28 protein-coding genes are annotated in these 26157 nt (G+C 64.6%); 16 read left to right on the top strand and 12 right to left on the bottom strand.

What is annotated here, in order from left to right; translation table 11 throughout:
- Positions 1 to 10 precede the first annotated feature (10 nt).
- The 3 genes from QFZ40_RS04445 to QFZ40_RS04435 form a co-directional block, all read right to left on the bottom strand.
- Positions 11 to 733, bottom strand: a complete 723-nt coding sequence (locus tag QFZ40_RS04445; RefSeq protein WP_306903088.1) for a flavodoxin family protein — start codon at positions 731 to 733, stop codon at positions 11 to 13.
- A 98-nt stretch (positions 734 to 831) separates the two neighbouring features.
- Entirely contained in the window at positions 832 to 1446 is a 615-nt protein-coding gene (locus QFZ40_RS04440) for an FABP family protein (protein ID WP_306903086.1), read from the bottom strand.
- 168 nt (positions 1447 to 1614) lie between these two features.
- On the bottom strand, positions 1615 to 2382 hold the full coding sequence (locus tag QFZ40_RS04435; protein WP_306903085.1) for a permease: 768 nt from the start codon (positions 2380 to 2382) through the stop codon (positions 1615 to 1617).
- A 350-nt stretch (positions 2383 to 2732) separates the two neighbouring features.
- Here QFZ40_RS04435 and QFZ40_RS04430 point away from each other — a divergent pair, with 350 nt between their 5' ends.
- The 11 genes from QFZ40_RS04430 to asd all read left to right on the top strand — a co-directional run bounded on the left by QFZ40_RS04430 (position 2733) and on the right by asd (position 13208).
- Positions 2733 to 3431, top strand: coding sequence for a winged helix-turn-helix transcriptional regulator (locus QFZ40_RS04430; RefSeq protein WP_214960787.1), 699 nt, complete (start codon positions 2733 to 2735; stop codon positions 3429 to 3431).
- Between the two features lie 290 nt (positions 3432 to 3721).
- Positions 3722 to 4693, top strand: coding sequence for a mycothiol synthase (mshD, locus tag QFZ40_RS04425; protein ID WP_306903083.1), 972 nt, complete (start codon positions 3722 to 3724; stop codon positions 4691 to 4693).
- 128 nt (positions 4694 to 4821) lie between these two features.
- Positions 4822 to 7071 carry an RNA degradosome polyphosphate kinase gene (locus QFZ40_RS04420; protein ID WP_306903081.1) on the top strand — a complete coding sequence of 750 codons (2250 nt, stop codon included), beginning with the start codon at positions 4822 to 4824 and terminating at the stop codon, positions 7069 to 7071.
- 10 nt (positions 7072 to 7081) lie between these two features.
- A complete protein-coding gene (locus tag QFZ40_RS04415; protein ID WP_306903079.1) occupies positions 7082 to 8050 on the top strand; it encodes an NUDIX hydrolase in 969 nt (322 codons plus the stop codon).
- Between the two features lie 67 nt (positions 8051 to 8117).
- Positions 8118 to 8921, top strand: a complete 804-nt coding sequence (locus QFZ40_RS04410; protein ID WP_306903078.1) for a thymidylate synthase — start codon at positions 8118 to 8120, stop codon at positions 8919 to 8921.
- On the top strand, positions 8918 to 9502 hold the full coding sequence (locus QFZ40_RS04405; RefSeq protein WP_306903076.1) for a dihydrofolate reductase: 585 nt from the start codon (positions 8918 to 8920) through the stop codon (positions 9500 to 9502). The genes QFZ40_RS04410 and QFZ40_RS04405 overlap by 4 nt, the downstream gene beginning before the upstream one ends.
- Positions 9502 to 9720 carry an NF038396 family protein gene (locus QFZ40_RS04400; protein WP_306903075.1) on the top strand — a complete coding sequence of 73 codons (219 nt, stop codon included), beginning with the start codon at positions 9502 to 9504 and terminating at the stop codon, positions 9718 to 9720. The genes QFZ40_RS04405 and QFZ40_RS04400 overlap by 1 nt, the downstream gene beginning before the upstream one ends.
- A 126-nt stretch (positions 9721 to 9846) precedes the next feature.
- The gene (locus QFZ40_RS04395) at positions 9847 to 10938 is read left to right on the top strand and encodes a WXG100 family type VII secretion target (RefSeq protein WP_306903074.1); all 1092 of its coding nucleotides are present in this window, start codon (positions 9847 to 9849) and stop codon (positions 10936 to 10938) included.
- A gap of 9 nt (positions 10939 to 10947) precedes the next feature.
- The gene (locus tag QFZ40_RS04390) at positions 10948 to 11601 is read left to right on the top strand and encodes a hypothetical protein (RefSeq protein ID WP_306903073.1); all 654 of its coding nucleotides are present in this window, start codon (positions 10948 to 10950) and stop codon (positions 11599 to 11601) included.
- Positions 11588 to 11983, top strand: a complete 396-nt coding sequence (locus QFZ40_RS04385; RefSeq protein ID WP_306903072.1) for a hypothetical protein — start codon at positions 11588 to 11590, stop codon at positions 11981 to 11983. The genes QFZ40_RS04390 and QFZ40_RS04385 overlap by 14 nt, the downstream gene beginning before the upstream one ends.
- Positions 11984 to 12065: 82 nt before the next feature.
- The gene (gene asd, locus QFZ40_RS04380) at positions 12066 to 13208 is read left to right on the top strand and encodes an aspartate-semialdehyde dehydrogenase (protein WP_306903069.1); all 1143 of its coding nucleotides are present in this window, start codon (positions 12066 to 12068) and stop codon (positions 13206 to 13208) included.
- 91 nt (positions 13209 to 13299) lie between these two features.
- On the opposite strand, the gene QFZ40_RS04375 is transcribed toward asd, so the two are convergent.
- Together QFZ40_RS04375 and QFZ40_RS04370 are read right to left on the bottom strand one after the other, a co-directional pair.
- Entirely contained in the window at positions 13300 to 13443 is a 144-nt protein-coding gene (locus QFZ40_RS04375; protein ID WP_306903068.1) for a hypothetical protein, read from the bottom strand.
- A 193-nt stretch (positions 13444 to 13636) separates the two neighbouring features.
- Positions 13637 to 14743 carry a winged helix DNA-binding domain-containing protein gene (locus tag QFZ40_RS04370; protein ID WP_306903067.1) on the bottom strand — a complete coding sequence of 369 codons (1107 nt, stop codon included), beginning with the start codon at positions 14741 to 14743 and terminating at the stop codon, positions 13637 to 13639.
- Positions 14744 to 14801: 58 nt separating this feature from the next.
- Between QFZ40_RS04370 and QFZ40_RS04365 the strand changes: the two genes are divergently transcribed.
- A complete protein-coding gene (locus QFZ40_RS04365) occupies positions 14802 to 15287 on the top strand; it encodes a hypothetical protein (protein WP_306903066.1) in 486 nt (161 codons plus the stop codon).
- Here QFZ40_RS04365 and QFZ40_RS04360 read toward each other — a convergent pair.
- From QFZ40_RS04360 to QFZ40_RS04350, 3 genes are read right to left on the bottom strand one after another with little or no spacing between them, the layout of a single operon-like run.
- Positions 15284 to 16351: a UDP-N-acetylmuramate dehydrogenase gene (locus tag QFZ40_RS04360; protein ID WP_306903065.1), complete on the bottom strand. Its 1068-nt coding sequence runs from the start codon at positions 16349 to 16351 to the stop codon at positions 15284 to 15286. The genes QFZ40_RS04365 and QFZ40_RS04360 overlap by 4 nt on opposite strands.
- A 41-nt stretch (positions 16352 to 16392) precedes the next feature.
- Positions 16393 to 16830, bottom strand: a complete 438-nt coding sequence (locus QFZ40_RS04355) for a MaoC family dehydratase (protein WP_306903063.1) — start codon at positions 16828 to 16830, stop codon at positions 16393 to 16395.
- A 2-nt stretch (positions 16831 to 16832) separates the two neighbouring features.
- Positions 16833 to 17300, bottom strand: coding sequence for an FAS1-like dehydratase domain-containing protein (locus QFZ40_RS04350; RefSeq protein ID WP_306903062.1), 468 nt, complete (start codon positions 17298 to 17300; stop codon positions 16833 to 16835).
- A 145-nt stretch (positions 17301 to 17445) separates the two neighbouring features.
- On the opposite strand from QFZ40_RS04350, the gene QFZ40_RS04345 reads away from it, so the two are divergent.
- Positions 17446 to 17826 carry an ArsR/SmtB family transcription factor gene (locus QFZ40_RS04345; RefSeq protein WP_306903061.1) on the top strand — a complete coding sequence of 127 codons (381 nt, stop codon included), beginning with the start codon at positions 17446 to 17448 and terminating at the stop codon, positions 17824 to 17826.
- A 26-nt stretch (positions 17827 to 17852) separates the two neighbouring features.
- Positions 17853 to 19496, top strand: a complete 1644-nt coding sequence (locus QFZ40_RS04340) for a SulP family inorganic anion transporter (protein WP_306906816.1) — start codon at positions 17853 to 17855, stop codon at positions 19494 to 19496.
- Here QFZ40_RS04340 and QFZ40_RS04335 read toward each other — a convergent pair.
- The 3 genes from QFZ40_RS04335 to QFZ40_RS04325 are packed head-to-tail and all read right to left on the bottom strand — an operon-like array spanning position 19484 to position 21573.
- A complete protein-coding gene (locus QFZ40_RS04335) occupies positions 19484 to 19708 on the bottom strand; it encodes a DUF3188 domain-containing protein (protein WP_306903060.1) in 225 nt (74 codons plus the stop codon). The two genes, QFZ40_RS04340 and QFZ40_RS04335, sit on opposite strands and share 13 nt — an antisense overlap.
- Before the next feature lie 22 nt (positions 19709 to 19730).
- A complete protein-coding gene (locus QFZ40_RS04330; RefSeq protein WP_306903059.1) occupies positions 19731 to 20672 on the bottom strand; it encodes a DUF2797 domain-containing protein in 942 nt (313 codons plus the stop codon).
- 37 nt (positions 20673 to 20709) lie between these two features.
- Entirely contained in the window at positions 20710 to 21573 is an 864-nt protein-coding gene (locus QFZ40_RS04325) for an HpcH/HpaI aldolase/citrate lyase family protein (RefSeq protein ID WP_306903058.1), read from the bottom strand.
- Between the two features lie 335 nt (positions 21574 to 21908).
- On the opposite strand from QFZ40_RS04325, the gene QFZ40_RS04320 reads away from it, so the two are divergent.
- Positions 21909 to 22931 carry an ABC transporter substrate-binding protein gene (locus tag QFZ40_RS04320; protein WP_306903057.1) on the top strand — a complete coding sequence of 341 codons (1023 nt, stop codon included), beginning with the start codon at positions 21909 to 21911 and terminating at the stop codon, positions 22929 to 22931.
- Between the two features lie 99 nt (positions 22932 to 23030).
- On the opposite strand, the gene QFZ40_RS04315 is transcribed toward QFZ40_RS04320, so the two are convergent.
- Positions 23031 to 24752 (bottom strand): glycoside hydrolase family 13 protein, encoded by a 1722-nt coding sequence (locus QFZ40_RS04315; protein WP_306903056.1) that lies wholly within the window; start codon positions 24750 to 24752, stop codon positions 23031 to 23033.
- Positions 24753 to 24950: 198 nt separating this feature from the next.
- Between QFZ40_RS04315 and QFZ40_RS04310 the strand changes: the two genes are divergently transcribed.
- Positions 24951 to 26153: an ROK family protein gene (locus QFZ40_RS04310; RefSeq protein ID WP_306903055.1), complete on the top strand. Its 1203-nt coding sequence runs from the start codon at positions 24951 to 24953 to the stop codon at positions 26151 to 26153.
- The last annotated feature ends 4 nt before the right edge of the window (positions 26154 to 26157 follow it).

The raw sequence follows: 26157 nt of genomic DNA, 5'->3' as shown, positions 1-26157 counted from the left end.
TCCTTGATGGTCAGCGGTATTCCGGGTTTTCGAAATCGAATCGTGTCCCGGCCTTCCATTCGGCCGGGAGGTTGCCATAGGCGGGAATCCCGCCTGCATCCTTGAGCATGCGGGCCAGGTGAAGAAGGTTCCAGGTCATGAACGTGGTGTTCCGGTTGGTGAAGTCGGATTCCGGGCCGCCGGAACCCTCGTCCAGGTAGCTGGGGCCAGGGCCCACCGGACCGATCCAGCCGGCGTCGGCTTGGGGCGGGATGCTGAAGCCGATGTGCTGCAGGCTATAGAGGACGTTCATGGAGCAGTGTTTGATGCCGTCTTCATTGCCGGTGATCAGGCACCCGCCTACCTTCGGATAGAACGCCCACTGCCCCTTCTCGTTCAGTTCACCTGAGTGGGCGTAGAGCCGCTCAATCAGTTTCTTGGTCTGTGAGGAGTTGTCGCCCAGCCAGATTGGACCAGCCACCACCACGATGTCCGCTTCCTGCACTGCCGGGTAGAGCCGGGGCCATTCGTCGGTAAGCCAGCCGTGTTCGGTCATGTCCGGATAGACGCCGCTGGCGATATCGTGGTCAACAGTCCTGATGACCCGGACGCTGACGCCCTGCTTCTCCATGATCAGGCGGCTGATGTTGATCAGGCCGTTCGTGTTGCTGGGCTGCGGCGATTTCTTGAGCGTGCCGTTAAAGAAGAGGGCTTTCAGGTCGCTGTAGTCCCTGGAGTTTCCCGCTGCATCCATGGCGCTGCTCCCTTGGTTAACTCCGGCTGCTGGTTCACTCCGGCGTTGAAGCGTCGGAAGCCAAGTCTACCGGGGGTTCAACCGCGAGCCGCCGGAGGTCAGGAGACCTTTTTCAGAAAGGCGGAAGCGTGCGCCTCAAGTCCCTTGCCGGGCTGCGTCGTTCCGCCGGCCGCGACGTCCCAGCGCCACAGCAGGTTCCCGTCCACGAGCCCGAAGATCCGGGTGGCTGCGCTGTAGTCCTTCGAATGGCTGCCGCGCATCACCATGTCCGTGGTGAGCTGGATCTGCGGGCCCTTGATCTGCCCGTAGTACAGCTCAGAGATCCCGCCGGGATGGGCGATGGATACAGAGATGTCGAAGCCGCCATCCTTGTTGCGAAGGGCCTCGACCTCGTCCGCGCTTTTCAGGGCAGGGACGATATCGGCGGGAACCAGGCCCGGGCCGCCGTCGGCATCGAGCTGCTTGCGTTCCAGCGCCCAAAAACCGGTCTCAACGGTGAGCGGCCGGAGGATAGTGCCGTCGTCGTCCGTCAACCAGCTTTCAGCGCGGTACTGCAGATAGGGCAGCCCGTTGTGGGTGAACGAAACGTGCTGGAAGAAGTGCTCCGAATCCTCGTCCCCGCTGCCGAGCCGGCCGCGGCCCTCCCACTCACCGATGAGCCAGGAAAGCGGAACAAGTTCAGGGGTCAGGTCTGTTGGAATCTCAATCGGCACAGCAAATACCTCGGGAAATGGCTAGCTCCGGAAAGGGTCTACTTCTGGCCTTTGAACAGGCGGTAGACCACAAAGCCGGCGAACCAGGCCATGGACAGGCTGGCGATGCCGAGCAGGACAAGGAAGAAGATTTCGAATGCAAGTACGGACATGATGCCATCCTAACGCTTAGTAGATGAGTAGCTTGTCTATGAAGTAGGCCAGCGAACCCACTGCCGAGACCGGTGCCAGACCCATGCTAACGGCCGCCAGGAGGTTCAGGGGACCGCCCCGGAGTGTGACGAGCCGGCGGAAACTGACCAGGACGGCCCCCACCACCACCCCGAAGAGCGCCGCCGGCAGGACCGCGATATCCGAGAAGACCAGACCCGCCAGCGGACCGGCAAGTCCGGCCAGCACGATGCCCAGTGGCGCGACGATGCTGTCCGGCCAGCGGATCAGGCCTGCGAGCAGTGCCACCGCGGCACTGAAGGCTGCCACGAGGAGCATTTCCCGGACGCCGTTAAACCGGGCTCCGGCAATCCAGCCGGCCCCTAGGCACGAAAGCAGCACGCCGGCGCAACAGCCCAGTGTGGACTCCAGCCGCTGCGCCTGGCCGGTGCCGCGGATCAGTTGCACTACGAAGACGGCCATCATCCCCAGGGCAATGAAGGCGGGTGTCCAGTCAAGGTAACCGGGAGCAGGGACGAGCCCCGCGGCAAGCGCCGATCCCGCGCCCGGGATGCCGATAACGGCAGCCAGCGTCTTTTTCGCCGGAATCCGGAGGAAGTGCGGCCAGCCGATGCCTACGGCCAGCGCCACGACGACCGCGATGGCGGTCAAGGCCTCCTGCGAGGTGTACACACCGGCAATGATCGCAATCAGTCCGGCCACCCCGAAGACTCCAATGGTCCACGAGCCCAGCGACCGTGCGGGGGCCTTCAGCTCCGCTGTCATACGGAACCCGGCTCCGGTGTGCCCGGCTTCGACTCTGCACTCAATTCGCTGCATTCCATTCTGGCGGCGGACCCGGCAAGGCGGCTGCGTCCTCCCCGGCCGGGCTTTGTGCCCGCTGGCTCAATCCTGCCTTATGTGACCGGGATATGTCGCAAAACGAACCACCTGATGGGCACCATCCATACCTGCGTGGTCGGCGTTGGGTATACTCAAAGCTCAGCTACGCTCCCTGTTTCGGTTGCCGGCCGGATATTTCCATTAACGGCCCAGACTGCAGCAGTGAGACAGTACCGGCCGGTGAAAACCCGGTTCAGTCGCCCAAAGATGCGCGGACGCCCCCTGGAGGAATAATGTCGCACATCCTGTTACTGACGAACAGCACCGGCTCATCAGTGGACATCCTGCCTGCCTTGGAACTCCTGAACCACAGGGTGCACATCCTCGCCGCAGAGCCAACGGCCCTCCTCGAGACGGATCCCTGCGACATCGTGCTCCTGGATGCCCGCAAGGACCTGGTCGGCGCCCGCTCCCTGACGCAGCTGCTGAAGGCAACAGGGCTGAGTGCTCCGCTGGTGCTCATCCTGACCGAAGGCGGCATGGCTGCTGTCTCATCGGCCTGGGCAGTGGATGACATCGTCCTTGATTCCGCCGGACCTGCCGAGGTGGAAGCCCGTATCCGGCTCTCCGTGGCCAGGGCGGTTCCGGACAAAGAGGACGTCCCCACCGAAATCCGGGCCGCCGGCGTCGTCATCGATGAAGCGAGCTACACGGCCCGCGTCAACGGCGCGGCGCTGAACCTGACTTTCAAGGAGTTTGAACTCCTCAAGTATCTGGCCCAGCACCCGGGACGTGTCTTCACGCGCCAGCAACTCCTCACCGAGGTGTGGGGCTATGACTACTACGGCGGCACCCGGACAGTGGACGTCCACGTCCGCCGGCTACGTGCCAAGCTCGGCGCCGACCACGAAAACCTGATCAGCACCGTCCGGAACGTCGGCTATCGCCTTACCCTGGTGCGGCAGCAGGAAGACGAGCTGACCGAGGCCTGAGCCCGGCGTCGGACCACGGCGGAAGCAACCGCCCTTTCGACAAACACCTTTTGGACAAGCACCTTTGGACAAGACAACAGCCCCGGACTGCTGGTCCGGGGCTGTTGCTTTCTCTCGTGGAGGACATACGGGTCGAACGTATCGAGGCCACCCCACTGGTGGATCCCCCTCGCATCCGGCGTGATTCTGCGGCTTCTGCCGGGTCCTGCCGGACGAGATAACGACTATACGTGCCTGGCGGGGCACCCATCAAATCGGCGCCATCCGGCCAGGACGTATAGCCTTGCTTCATGAGTCCCGCACACCCGGAGAAATGGCCCGTCCTTGTTGTCAGGGGCGGGCTGGATGACCAACTGCTGAAGGACTGCAGGGCGCTTCTCGCTGCAGCGGAGGAATCGGACGGCAACCCCTCCCTGTCCGAGCAGACCGTCGTGACGCTGCGGGCCGGGGATTCGGCGGAGCAGTCCCTCCTGACGCTGGCCCTGTACGCGCCGGACGAGGACTCGGACCCTTCTTCAGGCCAGGACCTGGCCGGGTTCGCAGTGGTGGTCGAGGAGGCAGACGGCAGCGGCTTGCTGGAAATCGCGGTCCATCCGAGCTACCGGAACCAGGGAGTGGCGGACCGGCTCGTGGGTGCTTTGAAATCGAGCCGGGGCCTGGACGGGCTCAAGGCATGGTCCCACGGCAATCACGCAGCCGCGGCGGACCTCGCCGCCAGGTACGGATATGCTCCGGTCCGGGAGCTGTGGAAGATGAGGCTGACCACCGCGACAGCCACGCTTCCCGACGCCGTCCTCCCGGAGGGCGTGTTCCTTCGAGCCTTTGTGCCCGGCCAGGACGAGGACGCCTGGCTGGCCGCGAACCGCGCTGCCTTTGCCCACCATCCCGAGCAGGGCTCGATGACTCGGGCCGATCTGGACGCCCGGATGGCGGAGGACTGGTTTGATCCCGCCGGCTTCCTCCTGGCAGTGGACGGCGACGGGCAGGTGCTGGGCTTCCACTGGACGAAGGTCCATCCGCGGCACGGTGACCACCCTGCAATCGGCGAGGTGTACGCAGTGGGCGTGGCACCGGCAGCGCAGGGCACAGGCCTTGGAAAGGCGCTGACGGTGGCCGGCATCAGGTATCTGCATGACCTCGGCCTCCGCGCGGTCATGCTCTACACCGATGCCGACAACGCGCCGGCGGTATCCCTCTATCGGGGCCTCGGCTTTACGCGCTGGGACATGGACGTCATGTACGCGCCGGTAACGGCGGGTTAGTCCGGACCCTGATCCTCGTCTCCGGGACCAGCAACGTAGGACTGCGGCGCGCTGAATGCTTGTAAGGTTGAAACAGAACCGCGCCGGCCGTGAGCGCCAGCACTAAGCGCCAGGTAAAAGGAGAGACCATGAAACCGGAACCCGCCGGAACAGTCACGTCCGAAGGTGCTGCGGCCCCGGTGCGGGCCCGCTTCGGTTCATCAGAAGTCCCCGCCTCCCGTGCCACCCAGGACCGGATCGACATTCCTGAGTTCGCACCGAACCTGGAGCCTGAAGGAGACATCCGGCCGGACCGGTTCCTGGACCGTGAACTCAGCTGGCTCGCCTTCAACTCCCGCGTGCTCGAACTTGCCGAGGATCCGACGCTCCATCTGCTCGAGCGGGTCAGCTTCCTGTCCATCTTCGCCTCCAACCTGGACGAGTTCTTCATGGTCCGCGTTGCCGGGCTGAAGCGCCGGATCGCCACCGGGCTGGCCGTGCCGTCGCCCGCCGGCCTCAGCCCTGTTGAAGTCCTGGAAAAGATCGGCGAGGAAGCGCACCGCCTCCAGCAGCGCCATGCCCAGGTCTTCTCGGACCAGATCCGGCCGGCGTTGGCCTATGAGCACATCCACCTCATGCATTGGGACGAGCTCGATGACACCGCCAAACAGCAGCTCAGCGCCATGTTCGCCGAGAAGGTCTTCCCCATCCTGACTCCGTTGGCCGTGGACCCAGCGCACCCGTTCCCTTATATTTCAGGCCTTTCACTGAACCTGGCAGTGGTGGTGCGCAACCCGGTTAGCGACAAGGAACTCTTCGCGCGCGTCAAGGTGCCGGACCAGCTGCCGCGCCTGATTTCCATCGACGGTCCCCGGGCGGGTGCCGTCGCCGGCCGGGTGGCCCGCTTCATCGCGCTGGAAGAAGTCATCGCGGTCCACCTGGACAAGCTTTTCGCGGGCATGGAAGTCCTGGAACACCACATCTTCCGTGTCACGCGGAACGAGGACGTGGAAGTGGAAGAGGACGACGCCGAAAACCTGCTGCAGGCGCTGGAGAAGGAACTCCTGCGCCGCCGGTTCGGTCCTCCGGTCCGCCTCGAGGTCACTCACGACATCAACCCCAACATCCGCGCCCTGCTGATCCGCGAACTCGGGGTGGAGGAGTCCGAGGTCTACTCGGTGCCCGCACCGCTGGACCTGCGCGGGCTTTCCGTCATCGCTGCTATTGACCGTGCCGACCTGCACTACCCCAAGCACGTGCCCCACACCTCCCGGTACCTCAACGAGTCCGAGACGTCCAAGGCCGCAAATGTCTTTGCTGCCATGCGGCGCCGCGACATCCTGCTCCACCACCCGTACGACTCCTTCTCCACGTCGGTTCAGGCCTTCCTGGAACAGGCGGCCTCGGACCCCAAGGTCCAGGCCATCAAGCAGACCCTGTACCGGACGTCGGGGGACTCCCCCATCGTTGACGCCCTGATCGACGCTGCCGAGGCCGGCAAGCAGGTTCTGGCACTGGTGGAGATCAAGGCCAGGTTTGATGAGCAGGCCAACATTTCGTGGGCCCGCAAGCTGGAACAGGCCGGCGTCCACGTGGTCTATGGAATCGTGGGCCTCAAGACCCACTGCAAGCTTTCCCTGGTCGTCCGGCAGGAAGTGGACGGGCTGCGCCGCTACTGCCACATCGGCACCGGCAACTACCACCCCAGGACTGCCCGGTACTACGAGGACCTCGGCCTGCTCACCGCCAACGAGCAGGTGGGTGAGGACTTGTCCAAGCTTTTCAACCAGCTTTCCGGCTACGCGCCCAAGTCAACGTTCAAGCGGCTCCTGGTGGCCCCCCGTTCAGTACGGTCCGGGCTCATCGACCGGATCGAGACCGAAATCCGCAATGCCCGGGCTGGACTGTCCGCCAGGGTGCAGATCAAGGTCAACTCCATGGTGGATGAGGCAATCATCGACTCCCTGTACCGAGCATCCCAGGCCGGCGTGAATGTGGATGTCATTGTCCGCGGTATTTGTTCACTGCGCCCGGGCGTGCCGGGCCTGAGCGACAACATCACGGTCCGCTCCGTACTGGGCCGCTTCCTCGAACATTCCCGCGTGTTCGCCTTCGCCAACGGTGGCGATCCGGTGGTGTATATTGGCTCGGCCGACATGATGCACCGCAACCTTGACCGCAGGGTAGAGGCGTTGGTCCAGCTGACGGGCCCCGATGACATCACCTACGTCCTGGACCTGCTCCGCCGCTACACGGACCCGGAGACGGCCAGCTGGCATCTGGACAACCAGGGCATGTGGACGCGCCACCACATAGCCGACGACGGCACCCGCCTTGAGGATGTCCAGTCGTGGCTGCTCGCGTCGAGGTCCCGCCAGCGCACGCTGAGCCGGCGATAGGGCCGGCGCATTGTCGAGCGACGCACTCGTAGCAGACCAGACTGACCATCCAGGGGAACCGGTAGCGGTCACTGCTGCCGGAGCCCTGCCGTGGCGCGTCAGCAAGGACGGCCTTGAGGTCCTGCTCATCCACCGGCCGCGCTACGACGACTGGTCCTGGCCAAAGGGCAAGATCGACGACGGCGAGACCGTTCCGGAATGCGCAGTACGTGAGGTGCAGGAGGAGATCGGACTCACCGCGGAGCTGGGCATCCCCCTTCCACCGATCCACTACCACGTGGCTTCGGGACTGAAAGTGGTTTACTACTGGGCGGTCCAGGTCAACGGGGCGCGAATCGTCCCTGACGGCAAGGAAGTGGACAGTGCCATGTGGTGCGCCCCCGAAAAGGCGGCGTCCCTGCTCTCCAATCCCTCCGACGTCGTTCCTTTGGAGTACCTGAGGGCGGCCCATGAACGCGCTGAACTCAACACCTGGCCGCTGGTCCTGGTGCGCCATGCCAAAGCCAAACCCCGGTCCTCCTGGACCAAGGCCGAAGGCGAGCGGCCCCTTGCCGCAACTGGCATGCGACAGGCGAAGGCAGTGGGGCGGCTGCTGCAGGTGTGGAAACCCCTGCGCGTCGTGAGCAGCCCGTGGGTGAGATGCGTCACCACCATGATGCCGTACGTCAACGCGACGGGGGCCAAGGTGAAACTGGTGGACCACCTGACAGAGCAAAAGCATGCCAGGAACCCGCATAAGACAGCTGCTGTCATCGAGGCACTTTTCGACAAGCAACGCGCCGTGGCCGTTTGCACGCACCGGCCTGCACTCCCGACGGTGATGGACCAGCTAGCCAAGCACATGCCACCGCCGCTGCGCGAACTCCTGCCATCCTCCCAGCCATACCTGTCCCCCGGAGAGATGCTGGTATGCCATGTGGCGCCCGGAACCCAGAACCGGATAGTTGCCGTAGAGCAGTTCAAACCGTTTGACGACTAGCAGCCAAGCCCAGCCGCAGGCAGTATGCCTCCACGGAACCGGCGCCAGGGCAAAGTAGACTTTAGCCGTGAGCATCCCAACGCCTTATGAAGACCTCCTGCGCGACGTCATGGCACATGGCACGCACAAATCAGACCGCACCGGGACTGGCACCACCAGCGTGTTCGGCCGCCAGCTGCGCTTCGACCTGAGCCGCAGCTTTCCGCTGATCACCACCAAAAGGGTGCATTTCAAGTCCGTCGCGGTTGAGCTGCTGTGGTTCCTGCGTGGCGAATCGAATGTGAAATGGATGCAGGACCAGGGCGTCACCATCTGGAATGAATGGGCGGACGCCGACGGCGAGCTGGGGCCTGTATACGGCGTCCAGTGGCGCAGCTGGCCCACCCCTGATGGCGGCCATATTGACCAGATCGCGGAGCTGGTGCAGAACCTCAAATCCAACCCGGATTCTCGCCGGCACATCGTGTCCGCCTGGAACGTCTCCGAGCTCAAGGACATGGCGCTTCCCCCGTGCCACGCCTTCTTCCAGTTCTATGTGGCCAACGGCAAACTCTCGTGCCAGCTCTACCAGCGCTCTGCCGACATGTTCCTGGGAGTTCCCTTCAACATCGCGTCCTACGCGCTGCTCACGTGCATGGTCGCCCAGCAGGTGGGGCTGGAGCCGGGGGAGTTTGTCTGGACCGGGGGCGACGTGCACATCTACGAGAACCACATGGACCAGGTCCTCAAGCAGCTGGACCGGGAGCCTTACGAATACCCGCAGCTAAAGATCGTCCGGAAGCCCGCATCGATCTTCGACTACACGCTCGAGGATTTCGACGTTGTAGGCTACCGGCACCATCCCACCATTAAGGCGCCGATTGCCGTATGAGCACCGAAAACACCGCAGACCCCCAGTCGTTTACCCAGCAAGTCGCAGATTCCGTCTCCGGCGTAGGCCTTGTCTGGGCGCAGACCGCTGACGGCGTCATCGGCAAGGGCGGCGATATGCCGTGGCACCTGCCCGAGGACCTGAGGCACTTCAACCGGCTGACCATGGGTCATCCCGTGATCATGGGCCGCAAGACCTGGCTGTCCTTTCCGGAAAAGTACCGTCCCCTGCCCGGCCGCACCAACATTGTGATCACGAGGCAGAAAACCTGGGCCGGGACGCCCGAGGCGGAGGGCGCCGTCGTGGTCCCCTCCCTGGACGATGCCCTCCTGGAATCGCAGTTCGTCGACGGCGGTGAGACCGTATGGATCCTCGGCGGCGGTGAGGTCTTCCGGCAGTCCGCCGAGCTGGCCAATGTCGCCGTGGTCACCACCATTGACGTGGAGGCAGACGGCGACACGTTCGCACCCGAGCTTGGCGAAACATGGGAGGCGGCAGCCTCAGTTCCCCCCGATGGCTGGCTGACTGCCGCCAACGGAACGCGGTACCGATTCACCAAATGGGTCCGGACGGAGGGCTGATGCTGAAGAAACCGGAAACCCTATTTGTCCTTGGCTACATGCTGCTCCCCCTGCTCGGGCTCCTGTCCGCGATCGTCGGCCTGACAATGATCCTGGGCGGCAACAAGATCGGCGGCATCATCGTGCTCGTGGTGGTGACCCAGGTCTTCGCCTTCGGTGCTTTCTTCGCTGTGCGTGCCCGCAAGGCTGCTGTTCTGGAGGAAATGGACCGGGGGTAACGGCCTTCTGCCGGACCGGGGGTGCGGGATGGGGAGATCGCCCCATGGCCGTGCGGCGGTGCAGCAGATAGTTTGGTCCGGGGACAACCGCACGAACGGATAGATGAATTTGGCGGATGATGCTTCGTGGCAGGAGATGTGTGGGGCGCGGATGTCGCCCAGCTGCGCACGCTGGCGCAGCAGTTCGGGACAGTCTCCGACAAGCTGCTGCAGCAGTCCGCGCAGCTGAGCAGCCAGATCAACAACACCCCTTCCTGGAAAGGCCACGACGCCAACTCCTTCCGCTCCGACTGGAACGGCAGCCATCGGGCGATGATCCAGCAGACGGCACTGGCACTCAAGCAGGAATCCAAAAAGCTGCTGGAGAACGCCAACGAGCAGGAGAAGGCCAGCAACAGCGGGGCGGCTGGCAGTCGTCCGGGCACCGTCAGCGGTCCCGGCGGAACCGTGGCGGGCGTGCTGGGTGGGGTCTTGCTTGGGGGCATCGGTGCGCTGAGGACCGGCATGACCATCCAGAAGTACATCAAGGCCCCGCTCACCCTGGCAAAGCACATAGGGCAGTACGGCTGGGTGCTGAAAAACCAGCGTGCGGAAATGGCCCAGGCCCTGTTGTCGAAGGGCATGCACCGGATCGGCGGGCCCGTTTTCGACAGCCGCCACCTTCTGGGAAACACCGCGGGGAACTCCGCCCTTGACGACCTTCTCAAAGACTCGGCCAAGGCAAACCGGGGCATTGGGTTCATTGACAAAGCCTCCGACATCGCGTCGCTCAAAAACCTGAACAAATACATCGGGCCACTGAACAAGTTCGAGGGCTTCTTCGCCGAAAAGCCGTGGATCGCTGCGGGTTCGAAATATGAATGGCTCGGCAAGTCAGGGCTGGCACGTGGACTGGGCTGGGCCGGCGTGGGCTTCAGCGCTTATGACTCGGTCAACAGCTTCGCGCACGGCGACATCAAAGGAGGCGTGGGGAGCGCCTTAAAGGCCACACTCGGGGTCGGCTGCTTCCTGCCGCCACCAGCCGGAACCGTGTGCCAGGTCGCCAGTGTAGGAATTGCTATCTACGAGAACTGGGACACGATCAGCAGCGTGGGAAAGAACGTGGGCGAAGGCATAGCCAACGCCGTCAAAGATCCGGGCAAGTTCGTCAGCGACGCCGGCAATACCGTTAAAGATGCAGGCAAGTCCGTTGCGAACTTCCTCGGCATCGGAGGATAGGAGACTTTTATGACCACCCAGGACGAAACCCGGCAGGACCCTCGGCTCGGCATCGACGTCATCGGCTTCGGAGTCGGCGAATTTGCCTATCTGCTTAACGTCTTCGACGGCTCCGCCCGGGACCGTTCGGTGGCTGTCTTCCATGCCGAGGAAATGGTGGATCATGTGACATTGTCCACCGCCGGAGCTTCTTCGCTGATGGCCCGCGACATGGCAACTGTCGACGCGGAAGGCCGCCTTGGTGTGACCGGCGTGGCGGCCGCGGTGGCTACGGCGCTGGGACGCGCGACGCGCTGGACGGAAATTTCACTTCTGACCGCCGACTCGATGGACAATGTTGCCCTCCTCGAAGCCCCGGGTGTAGCCCTCATGCTCCAGCCCCGGCTGCTGGGCACATGGTTTGCGTTCGCCCAGGACCCGTCCATCTCCTCGTCCGAGGCCACCCTCCGGGTAGTCCGTCAGCACGTTGAAGAGAATCCGGAGGGCTCGGCCTACCTCGTGTTCAAGACGCTGGACAGCGAAAAGAACCTGCTGGTCCGACGCGACGGCGATTCCTGGGTCACAGGCATTCCGGACTTCGACGCCGATGAGGTTGCTGAATCTCCGGGGCTGGACGATGCCGGACTGTTGCGTGCCATCGAGGAATCACGTGGCGAGGCGTAGCAACGACGTTCCCCAGGACCCTGGTTACATCCCCCCGGACCGAAGGGACCTGGTGTATCGGCGCGCCGAAAACGGTGAGTTGATCGCGTATACACCCGAGGAGTACGGAGTCCGCAAGGACGACGGCCTCGGTCTGATAAAACCCGTGAACAGCTCGGCCGGGCTGCTCGTCCTTGCAGTGCTGATCACTATCGGATTTGGCGGGATGCTTTACGGGATCGTGCAAATGGCCATCACCGATCAGTGGGAGATCCTGGGCGAGATCTGGTGGATGTACCTGTTGGTCCTTATTCCCCTTCTGGCGGGTTGGTCCGGCTACTTCAAAGAGCGCAAGGCCGAGAAGCTGCGCAAGGCACACAATCTCCCCCGCCCCGCCGAGTAGGCCAGTATCCACCGAACGCCCCGCCGGCCGGGCGTGACGTAACCGACTGCGCCCAGTGCACTCCGAAGTCTAAACTGGACGAATGACTACAGCAGCTAATCCGTCCGTTGGACTCGTCGGTTGGCGTGGCATGGTCGGTTCCGTCCTCATGCAGCGCATGCAGGACGAGGGCGACTTCGCCAACATCAACCCGGTGTTCTTCTCCACCTCCAACGCGGGAGGTGCCGCGCCCTCCATTGCTGGTACAGCAGAAGGCAGTGCCGGCAAGCTCGAGAACGCGTTCGACATCGACACCCTCGCGAAGCTGCCCATTATTGTCACTGCCCAGGGCGGTGACTACACCAAGCAGGTCCACGGCGAACTCCGCAGCCGCGGCTGGGACGGCCTCTGGATCGACGCCGCCTCGACGCTGCGGATGAACGACGACTCGATCATCGTGCTGGACCCCATCAACCGGGATGTCATCGACAAGGGCCTGGTGAACGGCACCAAGGACTTCATCGGCGGCAACTGCACGGTCTCCTGCATGCTGATGGGTCTTGGCGGCCTGTTCAAGAACAATCTGGTTGAGTGGGGCACCTCCATGACTTACCAGGCTGCCTCCGGCGGCGGCGCCCGGCACATGCGTGAGCTGCTCAGCCAGTTCGGCACGCTTAACTCCCAGGTCAGCACGGAACTGGACGACCCGGCGTCGGCCATCCTGGAAATCGACCGCAAGGTCCTGGCCCACCAGCGGACGGACATCGACGCCACCCAGTTCGGCGTTCCCCTGGCCGGCTCCCTCATTCCCTGGATTGACGCGGACCTGGGTAACGGCCAATCCAAGGAGGAGTGGAAGGCCGGGGTTGAGACCAACAAGATCCTCGGAACCACGGACGAAAACCACATCATCATGGACGGCCTGTGCATCCGCATCGGTGCCATGCGTTCCCACTCACAAGCTCTGACCCTCAAGCTGCGGGAGGACCTCTCCGTTGCCGAGATCGAAAAGATCCTGGCCGAGGACAACGAGTGGGCCAAGGTAATCCCCAACACCAAGGACGCCTCGATGGCAGGCCTGACTCCTGTGGCCGCGTCCGGCACACTGGACATCCCTGTGGGCCGTATCCGCAAGCTCGAGATGGGGCCGGAGTACATCAGCGCCTTCACTGTCGGCGACCAGCTCCTCTGGGGTGCCGCCGAGCCGCTGCGGCGCATGCTCAACATCGCGACAGGCACGCTGTAACCCGGACATTTGCCTGATGGCGGCCCTGCCCCAGGAACGGTGCTCACCAGCACAGTTCCTGCGGGGCAGGGCCGTTCTTGCGTAATCCCTGTCACGCGCTCATGCCCTTCGAACGGTCCCCTATCGCCAGCAGGCGTCGCCTGAGCTCTGCAGGCCGGGAGAGGTGCGTCCACTCGAGCCGGAGGACCAGCCAGCCCTCCTCGACCAGTGCATTCTCCCGCCGACGCTCTGTCAAGAAGCACCTCCCCTGTGGGCTTGTATTCCGCGTACTTCGCAGCGCCGTCAAACTCGATCACAATCCTGGCCGGGTCAAGCCCGCACCAGCGGCTTTGGCCCGCACCGCTCATGCGGGGAAGGGCCGCTCGAGGCATCAGCGGGTCAGGCCCGCACCGCTCGTGCGGGGAAGGGCCGCTCGTCGGGCTCGGCGTTCAGCCGGCCAGGAACGCCCGGTACCGGTCCGCGGCCCTGTTGAACGCCGCCTGGGCAGCCGGACCGAGGGGCTTGCCCTCGTCGAAGAGTTCAGGCACGACGCCGGCGTTCCGGCCCTTGCCCGGGCCGGCCCACGTGCCGGTCACCTCTCCCCCGCCGACCAGGGTCTTCTTGAAGACGCCATTGCCGCCCGGGACAACCTTCCCGGCGTGCTCAGGTGCCAGGACCAGGCTCCGGTCCTGGTAACCAAGAACGAACTCGTCGAAACCGGGCAGCAGGAGAACGGACCGCTGGCCGGGCACTCCGGCGTCGAGCAGTGCAGCGGTGTCCGGCGACATCCAGTAGCTGGCGTCGCCGAACTTGAGTTCGACGAGTTGCCCCCGGACCTGCTCAAACGCAGTGCGGACTTCCGTCAGGGGAATTTGCGTCCACCAGGCGAAGTCACGCAGTGTGGCCGGGCCATGGCTCCTGAAGTACCGCAGCGCAAACTCGGCGATCCCCTCCTGCCGCTCGAGTTTGCGCGACTCCGGGATCCATTCGTCGAACGCCACCAGCAACTGCTGGTTGCCGGCAAGCGGACCCTGGACGAGCCAACCGTGGCGGCACAGGGTCCCCAGGATGTGGATCCCCCGCTGGCCTGTGGTGGGCTGCCCGGCAGCCTCAAACACGTCGAACAGCTCAGTCCTGCTCAAGGAGCCGCCGCCCGTCACGCGCTCCAAGGCAATGTCGCGGCACTTTTCGATGTCAGCCCAGGTGATGTCCAGCTCCCGGTGCCTGCCGGCGATGCTGCGGGTGAGCCGATCGGCGGTGAGGCCAAGCATCCAGGACAGGTCCTCGGGGGCCACGAGGTGCAACGTTCCGCGCATCGGCCAGGAACGGATCACCACGCCGTTATCCAGGGCTGCCCGGACCGCAGTCAGCCCGGCGGCAGGAACCCGCAGGCCGACGGCCCACAGCGCCTCCTGCAGGTTTTGGGCCTGGGAGGCCGTCATCCAGCGGACGGCCTCCGGAACTGAACCCAGGCCGGGTCCCAGCAACCCCTGGGAAGCAAGCCGGAGCCTGCCCATGATCGTGCGGCTCATGCGTTTCGATGACGTTCCTGCCATGTCCTCATACTAGGCGGCAGTGGTCCGCCGGTCAGGGCACTGGCGCTAGGGTGGAACCATGACTTTGGGGAGTTTGTGGCAGTTGTTGGCGCGCGGAACAAAAGGATGGATGGCGGGCGGGACCCTTTCGGTCCTGATCGGAGTGGCTGCCGGACTGCTCGCCGTGTACGGATTCCTGGCTGACGGCAAATCCGAACTGTGGCTGCTCCTGGCCTCCCTGGTCTTCAGCCTCGGCGGAGGTTACGCTGTCCTGTTTCCGGGCATCAGCGTGAGCCGCAGCAGGCTCCAGGTCTTCCGCGGCTGGCGCGGGCACCCGCCAGCCGGCCGGTTCCTCTGGATCCTTTCCACCGCGACTGCCATCATCGGCATCGTGACCTGCATTCTTGCAGGCCGCACCAGTCCGTCCATGCCGGGGCTTTTGGTCTGGCTTTTCATGGGCCCCTACCTCGCCTTCGTCGGCTGGGCTTCGGCGGTCATGGGGGTGGCAGCGAACGTGCGGGCCATGGAGCGTGAGACCGCCCCTGACAATGCCATTTCCGGCTAAAGCTCCAGCCCGATAAGCAGCGGTTCCGGGTGCAGTTCAATGCCAAAGCGTTCGACGACGCCGGCACGCACCTCGCGTGCGATGGCCAGCATGTCCTCGGCGCTTGCCGAGCCCCGGTTGGTGATGGCGAGCGTGTGCTTCGTGGACAGGGAGGCGCGCCCGCCGGATACGCTTCCTTCCTCCAGTCCAAAGCCCCTGCCAAAGCCTGCCTGATCGATAAGCCAGGCAGCCGACAACTTCACCAGGCCGTCCTGGCCTGCGGGATACCGGGGTGCGGAGTCAGGCAGCGCCAGGGCCACCTGTGCAGGAACGATGGGGTTCGTGAAGAACGATCCGGTGGAGTAGGTGTCCCGGTCGGCAGAGTCAAGCACCATGCCTTTGGAGCCGCGCAGGCGCAGCACTTCACGGCGGACGTCGTTCGAATACGCCCGCTTGCCAGGCTCCACACCCAGTGAACGAGCCAGCTCCGCATACTTGATGGGCGCGCTCATCCGGCCGAGGGGCAGCTGGAACTCAACGGTCAGCACCACGTAGCGGGGTGAACCGTTGACGGTGGTCTGCTTGAGGATCGAATCGCGGTAGCCGAACCTGAGCTCCGCGTTGGTGAAGGTCTTCACGGCATTCCGGGTCCGGTCCCAGGTCCGTACGACGGCAATGGTCTGGGAAACATCGGAGCCGTAGGCACCAACGTTCTGGACGGGTGTCGCCCCTGTGGAGCCGGGGATCCCGGCCAGGGCCTCGAGGCCGGACCAGGCATGCAGCGCGGCGTGTTCCACCAGGGCATCCCAGTTGTGACCGGCTTGGACCACCACCGACACCCCGCCACAGGAGTCCTCAGCGTTGACTGTGAACCCCTCGGAAGCGATTCTGAGCACGGTTCCGGGGAACCCGTCGTCGGACACCAGGAGGTTGGAACCGCCGCCTATAAGCAGCAGTTGCTCGCCCGCTTCATCGGCGGTGCGGACCGCCTCGATGATCTCGGTCTCGGTCCTCGCCTCGACGTAGTTGCCGGCGGGCCCTCCGACGGCGGCCGTAGTCAGGTCCGAAAGCAATGTCTGGGTCACCTGTATACCGTAGCTCGGGGGAATGTTATGCAATGTATGCCTCAGGACAGCCTGACGACGGCCTGCGCCTTCATCAGTACTTTCTGCCCCGCCGAGACCACGGTGAGGTCAATGCGCGCGGTGCCTGCATCGGCGTCGAGCTTTCCAATGGCGCCAGTGACCTCGATGGTGGCCCCGGGTTCGGGCGTGCCGGTGGTATCTGCGACCAGGACGGGTTTGGTGAAGCGCGTCTGGAAGTCGACGACGGCGGCGGGGTCACCGGCCCAGTCGGTCACCAGCTGTACGGCAGCGCCCATGGTGAACATGCCGTGCGCGATGACGCCGGGAAGTTCCACGCTGGTGGCAAAGGCCTCGTTCCAGTGGATGGGGTTGAAGTCGCCGGAAGCGCCGGCGTACTTGACCAGGTCCGTGCGCGTGACCTCGACAGTGCGGCTGCCAATGTCCTGGCCGGCCGTGAGTTCGTGGAAGCTGGGGCTCATGGTTACTGTCCCTCTCCGCGGACCAGGATGGATGATGTAGTGGTGGCAACGCTCTCGCGGGCTGAACCGTCATGGCCGGCCAGCGCGAAGATCTCGGAGCGCGTGGTAATCATGGCGCCGCCGCCCATGGCACGGACACCGTCCACATGAAGCTCGGCCACCAGCCGGTCGCCGGCAAAGATGGGGCGGTGATGGGTAAACCGCTGGTCCGCATGAACCACCCGGGAAAAGTCGATGCCTGAGTCCGGATCCTCGATCAGCTGTGCGTCGGCACGCTGGGCGATGATGATGGCGAACGTGGGAGGCGCCACCAGGTCGCTGTGTCCCAGATCCTTTGCCGCCTCGATATCAAAGTGGGCGGGGTGGGTGGCCTTGACGGCGCGGGCAAACTCGCGGATTTTCTCGCGGCCGACGTCGTACACCTCTGCGGCAGGGTAGCTGCGCCCCTGCAGGTCCGGATTGATAGTCATGGGTTCAAGCCTATCCTTACCCCGGCCACGGGGAGGCCTTGCATCGCACTGATATGATGGAATCATCAATTCATCAACTCGCCTTTCAGCGACTCGGAACGTGACGTTGCGGCCGCCGCCCCTATCCCGACAGGGAGTTTTCCCTATGTTGTCCGCAGCCCAGGCTCCGCTCTACGAGATCAAGGCCAACCTTTTTAAGGCCCTGGCACACCCGGCCCGAATCCGGATCCTGGAGCTGTTGGCTGCAGCACCGGGGAACACCACGGCAGTCAGCAACCTTCTTGCCGAAACCGGCTTGGAGGCCTCCCATCTCTCCCAGCACCTCGCCACCCTCCGCAGGCACAAAGTGGTGACATCGGTCCGGACGGCCAACGCCGTCACGTACCGCCTGGCGCACCCCGGAATTGCGACTCTGCTGGCTGTCGCGCGTACCTTCCTGCTGGACAATCTCGCTGAATCAAACGAGCAGCTCCGGCTGGCGCAGGAGCTGCCGGCGGGGCACCTGCCCGGGGTGTCAGCGTCGTGAGTAAGGACCTACGCTCGGGATCCGGGATGTTCAGCCGGTTCCTTCCGTCGCGGGCCGACTACACGAACCTCCGCCGATCCTGGCGGTCCGATCTGCTGGCGGGGATCACCGTGGGCATCGTCGCGCTGCCCCTTGCCCTGGCCTTCGGTGTCAGTTCCGGTGTGGGCGCTGCGGCCGGGCTCGTCACGGCGATCGTAGCCGGGCTGGTCGCGGCGGTCATGGGAGGCTCGCCCGTCCAGGTGTCCGGTCCGACGGGTGCCATGGTGGTGGTCCTTGCCCCCGTGGTGGCGGTCCACGGCACCGGCACCGTCCCCTTGCTGTCCCTGATGGCGGGCGTGATGGTCTGCCTCCTGGGAATCAGCGGCTTGGGCCGGGCGGTGGCATTCATTCCGTGGCCAGTGGTTGAAGGATTCACGCTGGGCATCGCGGCGATCATTTTCCTCCAGCAGGTTCCGCTCGCCACCGGCACCGCCGGAATCCCGGGCCATAACACCCTCCTCGCAGCCATCGAGGCCGCGTCCGGTGCTGTGGCACCCACGGTCCTGCTGACGCTCGCGCTCGTGGTGGGGGTGGCCATCGTGATGCTCCTGGTACAGAAGCTGTTCCGCGCCCTTCCGGCGAGCCTGCTCGCGGTGCTCCTGGCAACGGTGGCCGCTGAACTCCTGCAGCTGGACATCCCGCGGATCGGCCCGCTGCCGGATTCCCTTCCAAGCCCTTCGGTTCCCGTCATCGATCCAAGCACACTGGGCAGCCTGGCCATGCCGGCTGTGGCCATCGCCTTCCTCGCGGCAATCGAATCCCTGCTCTCAGCCCGGGTGGCCGCCGGCATGACCGGTCCGGACGGTGCACCAAGCGGGGCCTACAGTCCGGACCGGGAACTGACCGGCCAGGGCCTGGCGTCGGTCGCTGCGGGCTTGTTTGGTGGCATGCCCGCCACCGGCGCCATCGCGCGGACTGCCGTTAACGTTCGCTCAGGAGCCAAAACCAGGATGGCAGCCGCCGTCCACGCCGTCGTGCTTTTGGGTATTGTTTATCTGGCGTCGGGGATGGTCAGCCGCGTTCCGCTGGCCGCCCTGGGCGGTGTCCTGATGGTCACCGCCACCCGGATGGTGTCGCGGCGGACCGTGGCCGCAATCCTTCGCTCAACGCGGTCGGACGCGGCGGTCTTTGTCCTTACGGCAATCATTACCGTCGCCTTCGACCTGATCGTCGCAATCCAGATTGGACTGGCCGCGGCGGCGCTCTTCACCTTGCGCAAATTCGCTTCGCTCAGCAGTGTTCAGCGAGAAGAGATCTCCGGCCCCCGCACTGAAGGTGATGAGCATATTGCGGTCTTCCGGCTGGACGGTGCCATGTTCTTTGGCGCCGCGGAGCGCATCCTCCAAGAGATCAGCCAGGTGAAGGACGTCCAAGTGGCCATCATCCGGCTCTCGCAGCTGCGGATGCTCGATGCCACTGGCGCCCACGCACTGGTGGAGGTCATTTGCGCCTTGGAGCTGCGCGGCATCACGGTCCTGCTCAAGGGAGTCCGGCCCGACCATCTGACCCTGGTGACGAACGTTGGAGTGATCCGCTCGTTGCGGCACCATAAGCATCTGTTCGTGGAACTGGCAGCGGCAGTGGAGCATGCGCGCAGCCACGTCCGCCGGAATGCGGCCTACCGCTTGTAGCTTTTCCGGATGGCCTGGCCGCGGACCACAATTCCGGCGACGTGCAGAAGCAGGCCCAGCCCGATCACCGGTAGGGAGGCGGTGGCCAGTCCCTGGTTGCCGCTGATGTTCCCGACGAGGTTCAGGACGATGCCGACGGCGATGAGCCCCATGGCGGTGAAAACCAGGACTTTATAGGCGGTGGGCGCGGTGGCCCAGAATTCGTTCAGCACCGTGACAGTCTACCGAGCCTGTTTAGAACAGTGACTCCTGCACGGCGGGCACCGGTGAGGCGAAGTCACCCAGGACAATGGTGCGGGCCGCCAAGTGGCCCAGGTTCACCACGAATGCAGCATCGGTTCCGTCCAGCCGGGCAAGGGCGTTGGTCCCGCTCAGAGCGGCAATATCGAAGCCGTGCCGCCCGTTATCCAACGGATGGGGGTAGGCGTGGCGGGCTGCGGGACTGTACAGGGTTGACGTCTGTTCGGGGCGGATCCATTGCTCGTCGGCGACCGTGAAGCCTTCGACGGCGGTGCGCGCCAGGAGTCCGCGGACCGATCCGGCATGGCCGGCATTGAGGGCATCCAGTTCCGCTTCTCCGAGGGGCTGGAGCAGCGCTTCCGTTTTGGCAGCAGACCGCACCTGCTGGGTCAGTCCGGCTTCTGCGGTCACCAGATCCTCCAGGATCCGCACCACGCGCCCGTCCTGCGCCCGGGCCACGTACCTGGCCACCACAGCTCCCTGCTCCGCGAGCCGGTTCCATTTCCGCGGCCCGGAGGCAGTTCCCACCTTCGTGCTGCCGCCGGCAAAAGTGGCAACATACAGCCAGTGTTCCTGCATCAGGTAGTCCAGCAGCCCCGGGGGGACGCGGCCGCCGCGGTGAAAGTCATGGATCAGCCGTGACTCGTCAAGCATGAAGCAGCGCTCGCACTGCTTGCCCCTGGCCGCCGGGGCGCCTGTTGAGCAGAGGATGTGGTCCCGCCGAACTGATGACTGGACGCGAAGGTGCCCCAGACAGGATCTGAACTGTTCGACGATCTGGAAGCCGAGCCGGGCACCGGGCTGGAGACTGAGCTGAAGGAAGTCCCCGGACGGTGACTGAAGGCGCATCACCGGGGCGCCGCCGTCGTGCCCTCTGCCGGGAGCCGGCTGACCATCCCAAAAGACCCCGTGGACCAGATAGCGGGTACCGGTCACGGGGTCTCCTGTGGTGCTCTGAAAAATACGGTGGGGGCTACAGCGCCGGCTGCACGCCAAAGGCTACCGCGAGCTTCATGATCTTCTCGGCACGGCCCAGCCGGGGAAGGTCGGAGCCATCGCGGATGACGCGGCCGTTGGCTTCGAAGTCGGCCATGAAGTCCGTGGCCCACGCAACGTCTGAGGGCGTGGGGCTGATGACTTCATTGATAACGGGGGTCTGGTCGATGGCCAGGCACAGCTTGCCTGTCATGCCCATCATCACCGTGATACCGGTCTGCTCGCGCAGGATGGGGTGGCTGGTGCCGACGGTGGGGCCATCGATGGGGCCGGGCAGGTTGCCGACGCGGCTGGCGACGACGAGCTTGGCGCGGGGGTAGGCCATGGCTTCGGGAGTGGCTGCCATCCCGGTGTCACGGCGGAAGTCACCGGAACCGAAGGCCAGGCGGAACGCTCCCTGGGCCTTGGCAATGTTGTTGGCCTCCTCGATGCCCAGGGCCGATTCGACAAGCGGAATGACCGGCGTTTTTCCGTCCATCCGGTGGAAGCTCTCGGTCACCTGATCGGCGGATTCGGTTTTGGCGAGCATCACGCCGAGGAGTCCGGGCGTTCCACGCAGTCCGGCAAGGTCCTCGGCCCAGAACGGGCTGGTGGCATCGTTGATCCGCACCCAGGCCTTCCCGCCACGGGTAAGCCACTCCACGACGTTGCCGCGGGCGTGCTCTTTTTGCGACGGGTCCACCGCGTCTTCAATGTCCAAGATGATCGAGTCAGCGCGCGAGACCGCGGACTGGTCAAAAAGCTCTGTTTTCATCGCGTTAACCAGAAGCCATGAGCGGGCGATTTCTGCGGGGATATGGCGTTCGGGCCGAACTGTCTCGGTGGCGGCGGTAGAGGTCATACATCTACCGTATCTGCCCGGCACGCGCCAAGGCGAAGAAATGTCCCTTCATGTGAGGACCAATACGAACAAAATCGGATGTGACTGGCCGCGGGGATGTCACGCCGGTAAGGACGCATCTCTTCATGCGCCGCAGCCCGGAACCCGCTGAGGCTGCGTGAAGCACCATGACCCGGAATTGCGTGCTGTTTCTTACGGTGTCTTCCCGTTTCCTGCCGTTTCCCAGGGTTACCCTGCGGCTTTTGGGTGACCCGGCGGATGCGCTTACATCGATTCCAACGTCCTGCCGATCCGGACAAGACCAAAGAGAAACCGACCCACGGAAAGAACCTCCCATGAAACTGCGCGTTCCCCTCATTAGCCTCACGGCCGCCGTCGTCCTTTCGTTGACGGTCTCAGGCTGCGGCGGAACAGCCGCCGGTGGTGAGGGCGGCCAAGGATCCGCCACGGAGGTGAAGGAACTCCGTTACCAGGGCTGGGCCAACCAGGTAACCCTTCCGGAGCTTGCCCAGGACCTTGGATACTTCGGCGACGTGAAGCTGGACTGGGTGGGCAACACCATCAGCGGCCCGCAGGATATCCAGTCAGTTGCCACCGGGCAGACAGACTTTGGCGGAGCGTTTGCCGGAGCCGTGGTGAAGCTGGTGCAGGCCGGTGCCCCTGTCAAGGCCGTCATCAACTACTACGGCGAGGACGATAAGACCTTCAACGGCTTCTACGTCAAAGCGGATAGCCCGATCAAGACAGCGCGGGACTTCATCGGCAAGAAGATCGCCGTGAACACGCTCGGGGCCCACTCCGATGCCGTGATCAACAGCTATCTCCAGCAGAACGGACTGAGCGCGGACGAAATCAAGCAGGTCCAGCTGGTTGTGGTCCCGCCCAACGACACCGAGGAGGCGATCCGGCGCGGCCAGGTGGATGCCGGTTCCCTCGGCGGCGTCCTGCAGGACAAAGCTGTGGCAGCGGGCGGCCTTCGTTCGATCTTCAACGACTACTCGCTGTTCGGAACTTTCGCTGGCGGCCCGTACGTCCTCCGCGACGACTTCATCGCCAAGAACCCCAACACCACGAAGACCTTCACCACGGGGGTCGCCAGGGCCATCGAGTGGGAACGGAACACGCCCCGCGAGGAAGTGATCGCCCGCTTCACCAAGATCCTCAAGGAGCGCGGCCGCAACGAAGACCCGGCTGCTCTGCAGTACTGGAAAAGCGTCGGAGTCCCGTCCAAGGGCGAGATCAAGGACGAGGACTTCACCCGGTGGGAAAAATGGCTGCAGGACACCGGGATCATCACGGACCCGATCGATCCCAAGAAGCTCTACACCAACGAGTTCAACGGCCTGGTCAATCCGTAGGAAGATCCCTCGAACAGGCTGCAGCGGGACAACTGCGGGTCCGGGCATCCCCGGACCCGCAGTTGTTGTCTTAGAAAGTTGTGACCCTGGGGCGGCCCGTCACGCGGTCCCGCGAAGCCATGCGGTGCTATTCGCCGGCAGCTTGCCGTCTTCCAGCCGTGCGCTGATGACCAGGACCATTCCCGCGGGGAGGTCGACGGCGGTGTCCCCGAAGTTGGTCACCGACTGCCAGCCGCCGGGGCGGTTGAAATGCAGGACCTCAGGGTTGCCGGTCTCGATCCATTCCAGTTCCTCGCGCGCCTGCAGTTCGCGGCGCAGCTTCAGCGCCGTCCGGTACAGCTCAAGCGTCGAGCCTTCGGTCCCGTCCTGGGCCTCCACCGCGTAGGTGCTGAACCAGTCCGGCTGCGGCAGGTGCGCCCCGCCGTCGCCAAAGCCGAAAGAGGTTCCCTCAACCTTCCAGGGCAGCGGCACGCGGCAGCCGTCCCGGCCCACTTCGACACCTTTGTTGCGGAAGAATGACGGGTCCTGGCGCTCGGCCTCCGGGATCTCAGCCACTTCCTGCAGGCCCAGTTCCTCGCCCTGGTACAGGTAGGCCGAACCGGGCAACGCGAGCATCAGCAGGGTGGCGGCGCGGGCGCGGCGTTCGCCGAGTTCCACGTCCAGTTCTTCCCGCGGACCGCCGGCCAGCAGCCAGTCCTTGCCGTCCTGGCCCTTGGCGTGCTTATTGCCTTGGGAGGTCTTCGGCAGGCCGTAGCGGGTGGCGTGACGGACGACGTCGTGGTTGGAGAAGACCCAGGTGGAGGACGCACCCGTTGCCTTGGCCTCCGCCAGGTTGCGGGCAATGATTTCGTGGAACTCCGCGGCGTCGAAGTCCGCCTGCAGGAGGTCGAAGTTGAATGCCTGGCCCAGGCCCCCGGGGCTCGCATACCGTGCCCGCCGGGTGGGATGTACCCAGGCTTCGGCGACGGCGGTGCGCGGCGGGTTGTACTCGTTGAAGACGGCGCGCCACTCGGCGAAGATCTCATGGACCTCGTCCCGGTCCCAGAACGGGTGGGAGCCGTCGTCAAACCCGTCCACGAGTTGTCCGTCCCGGCTCAGTTCCAACTTGGACAGGAGCGGCTCGTTGAGGTCCTTGGCCAGGGCATGAGCCACGTCCACGCGGAAACCGTCAACGCCGCGGTCGGACCAGAAGCGCAGGGTCTTGAGGAAGTCGTCACGGACTTCACGGTTGGCCCAGTTCAGGTCCGGCTGCTCCTTCGCGAAGATATGCATATACCACTGGCCGGGCGTTCCGTCCGGTTCGGTGATGCGCTCCCAGGCGGGACCGCCAAACACTGAATCCCAGTCCGACGGCGGGAGCTCGCCGTCCTGGCCCTTGCCGTCGCGGAAGATGTAGCGGTCCCGGGCAGCGGAGCCCTTCGGCGACGCCAGGGCCTCCCGGAACCAGGCGTGCCGGTCCGAGGAGTGGTTGGGGACGATGTCGGCGATCAGCTTGATCCCGGCGGCATGCATGGCGGCGGCCATCTCGTCGAAGTCTGCCAGGGTACCCAGCTTAGGGTCCACGTCGCGGTAGTCATCCACGTCGTAGCCGCCGTCAGCGAGGGCCGAGGGGTAGAACGGGCTCAGCCAGACGGCGTCGATCCCCAGCGATTTCAGGTACGGGACCTTGGCCGTGATGCCCTTGATATCACCCAGCCCGTCGCCATTGGAGTCGGAGAAGCTGCGGGGGTAGATCTGGTAGACCGCGGCCTGGCGCCACCAGTTGGGATCGGCCAGGCGGTCGGAAGCGGACAGGGTTGCCGATGTGGCAGTGGTGGACAAGGGATGATCCTTTGAGGTCTCGGGGTGGTCTGTTGGCTTTCCGAGGGCTGCTGTTGGGCCAGCAACGCGTTCGGTACACGTGGCACCCATTGAGGGGTGCGGTTTCTCCAGGTATTCAGATAGTGCAGGCATTTAGATAGAATCTAAATATACTCACTGAATTATTATCGGACAGGACAATCTGGAGGTCAAGGACACATGATGGAAGCCGGCGCGGCGACCCCGCAACTGCTCCGCCGGGTGAACGCGCACGCTGTCCTGGCGTTCCTCCGCACCACGGATGTTGCCACGGGGACTGACCTGATGGCGTGGACGGGCCTGACCCGCGCGTCGGTGATCGCCGTCTGCGAGGACCTGCTGCGCCGGGGATGGATCAGTGAACTGGAGTCCTTCCGCGAAGGAGCTTCCCAGAAGGGCCGGCCTGCCCGCCGCTTTGAACTGAATTCCCGGGCAGGTTTTGTGCTGGGCATCGACATCGGAGCCGGCACTACCACCGCGGCCGTCGCGGACCTGAGGGGAACCATCGTCGGGAAGGCGAGCCGCAGTTTCCGGGGTGCCGAAATTCCCTCGGCCGAGCGGATCGAGATTGTTGACGAGGCCTGCCGCGCCGCCCTGGCCGAAGCGGGTACCGGTCCGGAGGGGGTCCTGGGAGCCACAGCCGGGCTGGCCGCCCCCGTGGACCGCGACGGAAATATCCTGATGAGCCAGCACTTCTGGCGGCTGTTCGACGTCGGGCTCAGGTCCGCCCTTAAGGACCTGCACGGGTGGACGGTCCTCTTGGAGAACGATGCCAACCTCGCCGCACTCGGAGAGCGGTGGCGGGGCTCCGGGGTCGGCGTCGATGACCTTGTAGTCCTCCTTGCCAGCGAGCGGATGGGCGCGGGGATCATCGAATCGGGGCGGCTGCTCCACGGTCATCGCGGAGCAGCGGGCGAGATGGCTTACCTGGATATGGTCGAGGGGGTGGGCAGCTCGGCCGGAATCGCGCTGCTGGCCCGCGACTGGTTCTCCGGGCCACGGGGTAAGCCCCGGGTGGAGGCGCGCGAGGTCTTCGCCGCGGCCGCTGCAGGTGACGCTGCCGCCGTCGCCGTTCTGAACCGGCTCTCGGAGCGGCTGGCGCGGATCATTGCCTCGGTGGCCATCATGGTCAACCCCGAACAGGTGGTGATTGGCGGCGCTGTTGCCGAGTCGGCTGGCGCGCTGCTGCCAGGAATCAACACGCTGCTGCCGCGCTTCACCGCCACGGTCCCGCGGGTCACTGTATCGCCGCTTGGGGACTCCATTGTGACGGTCGGAGCTGTCCGGCATGCTTTGGACTACGTGGAGGCCAACGCGCTCGACCTGGAGCCGGCGCCGCAGTCCCCCGCCTCCGGCGGGCCTGCCGCCAGGCCCGAAAGATAGGACC

Origin of the sequence: Arthrobacter pascens (assembly GCF_030816475.1) — a bacterium.
In the GTDB taxonomy this organism is placed as follows: Bacteria; Actinomycetota; Actinomycetes; order Actinomycetales; family Micrococcaceae; genus Arthrobacter; species Arthrobacter pascens_B.
The sequence above is the reverse complement of the archived record's forward strand: the minus strand, read 5'-3'. Positions and strand labels throughout refer to the sequence as shown.

Excerpts from the sequence above, each read along its gene's own strand:
- QFZ40_RS04445 (WP_306903088.1), bottom strand. The coding sequence starts at position 733 with ATGGATGCAGCGGGAAACTCCAGGGACTACAGCGACCTGAAAGCCCTC.
- QFZ40_RS04435 (WP_306903085.1), bottom strand. The coding sequence starts at position 2,382 with ATGACAGCGGAGCTGAAGGCCCCCGCACGGTCGCTGGGCTCGTGGACC.
- QFZ40_RS04430 (WP_214960787.1), top strand. The coding sequence starts at position 2,733 with ATGTCGCACATCCTGTTACTGACGAACAGCACCGGCTCATCAGTGGAC.
- mshD (WP_306903083.1), top strand. The coding sequence starts at position 3,722 with ATGAGTCCCGCACACCCGGAGAAATGGCCCGTCCTTGTTGTCAGGGGC.
- QFZ40_RS04420 (WP_306903081.1), top strand. The coding sequence starts at position 4,822 with ATGAAACCGGAACCCGCCGGAACAGTCACGTCCGAAGGTGCTGCGGCC.
- QFZ40_RS04405 (WP_306903076.1), top strand. The coding sequence starts at position 8,918 with ATGAGCACCGAAAACACCGCAGACCCCCAGTCGTTTACCCAGCAAGTC.
- QFZ40_RS04400 (WP_306903075.1), top strand. The coding sequence starts at position 9,502 with ATGCTGAAGAAACCGGAAACCCTATTTGTCCTTGGCTACATGCTGCTC.
- QFZ40_RS04390 (WP_306903073.1), top strand. The coding sequence starts at position 10,948 with ATGACCACCCAGGACGAAACCCGGCAGGACCCTCGGCTCGGCATCGAC.
- asd (WP_306903069.1), top strand. The coding sequence starts at position 12,066 with ATGACTACAGCAGCTAATCCGTCCGTTGGACTCGTCGGTTGGCGTGGC.
- QFZ40_RS04370 (WP_306903067.1), bottom strand. The coding sequence starts at position 14,743 with ATGGCAGGAACGTCATCGAAACGCATGAGCCGCACGATCATGGGCAGG.
- QFZ40_RS04365 (WP_306903066.1), top strand. The coding sequence starts at position 14,802 with ATGACTTTGGGGAGTTTGTGGCAGTTGTTGGCGCGCGGAACAAAAGGA.
- QFZ40_RS04355 (WP_306903063.1), bottom strand. The coding sequence starts at position 16,830 with ATGAGCCCCAGCTTCCACGAACTCACGGCCGGCCAGGACATTGGCAGC.
- QFZ40_RS04350 (WP_306903062.1), bottom strand. The coding sequence starts at position 17,300 with ATGACTATCAATCCGGACCTGCAGGGGCGCAGCTACCCTGCCGCAGAG.
- QFZ40_RS04345 (WP_306903061.1), top strand. The coding sequence starts at position 17,446 with ATGTTGTCCGCAGCCCAGGCTCCGCTCTACGAGATCAAGGCCAACCTT.
- QFZ40_RS04340 (WP_306906816.1), top strand. The coding sequence starts at position 17,853 with ATGTTCAGCCGGTTCCTTCCGTCGCGGGCCGACTACACGAACCTCCGC.
- QFZ40_RS04325 (WP_306903058.1), bottom strand. The coding sequence starts at position 21,573 with ATGACCTCTACCGCCGCCACCGAGACAGTTCGGCCCGAACGCCATATC.
- QFZ40_RS04320 (WP_306903057.1), top strand. The coding sequence starts at position 21,909 with ATGAAACTGCGCGTTCCCCTCATTAGCCTCACGGCCGCCGTCGTCCTT.
- QFZ40_RS04310 (WP_306903055.1), top strand. The coding sequence starts at position 24,951 with ATGATGGAAGCCGGCGCGGCGACCCCGCAACTGCTCCGCCGGGTGAAC.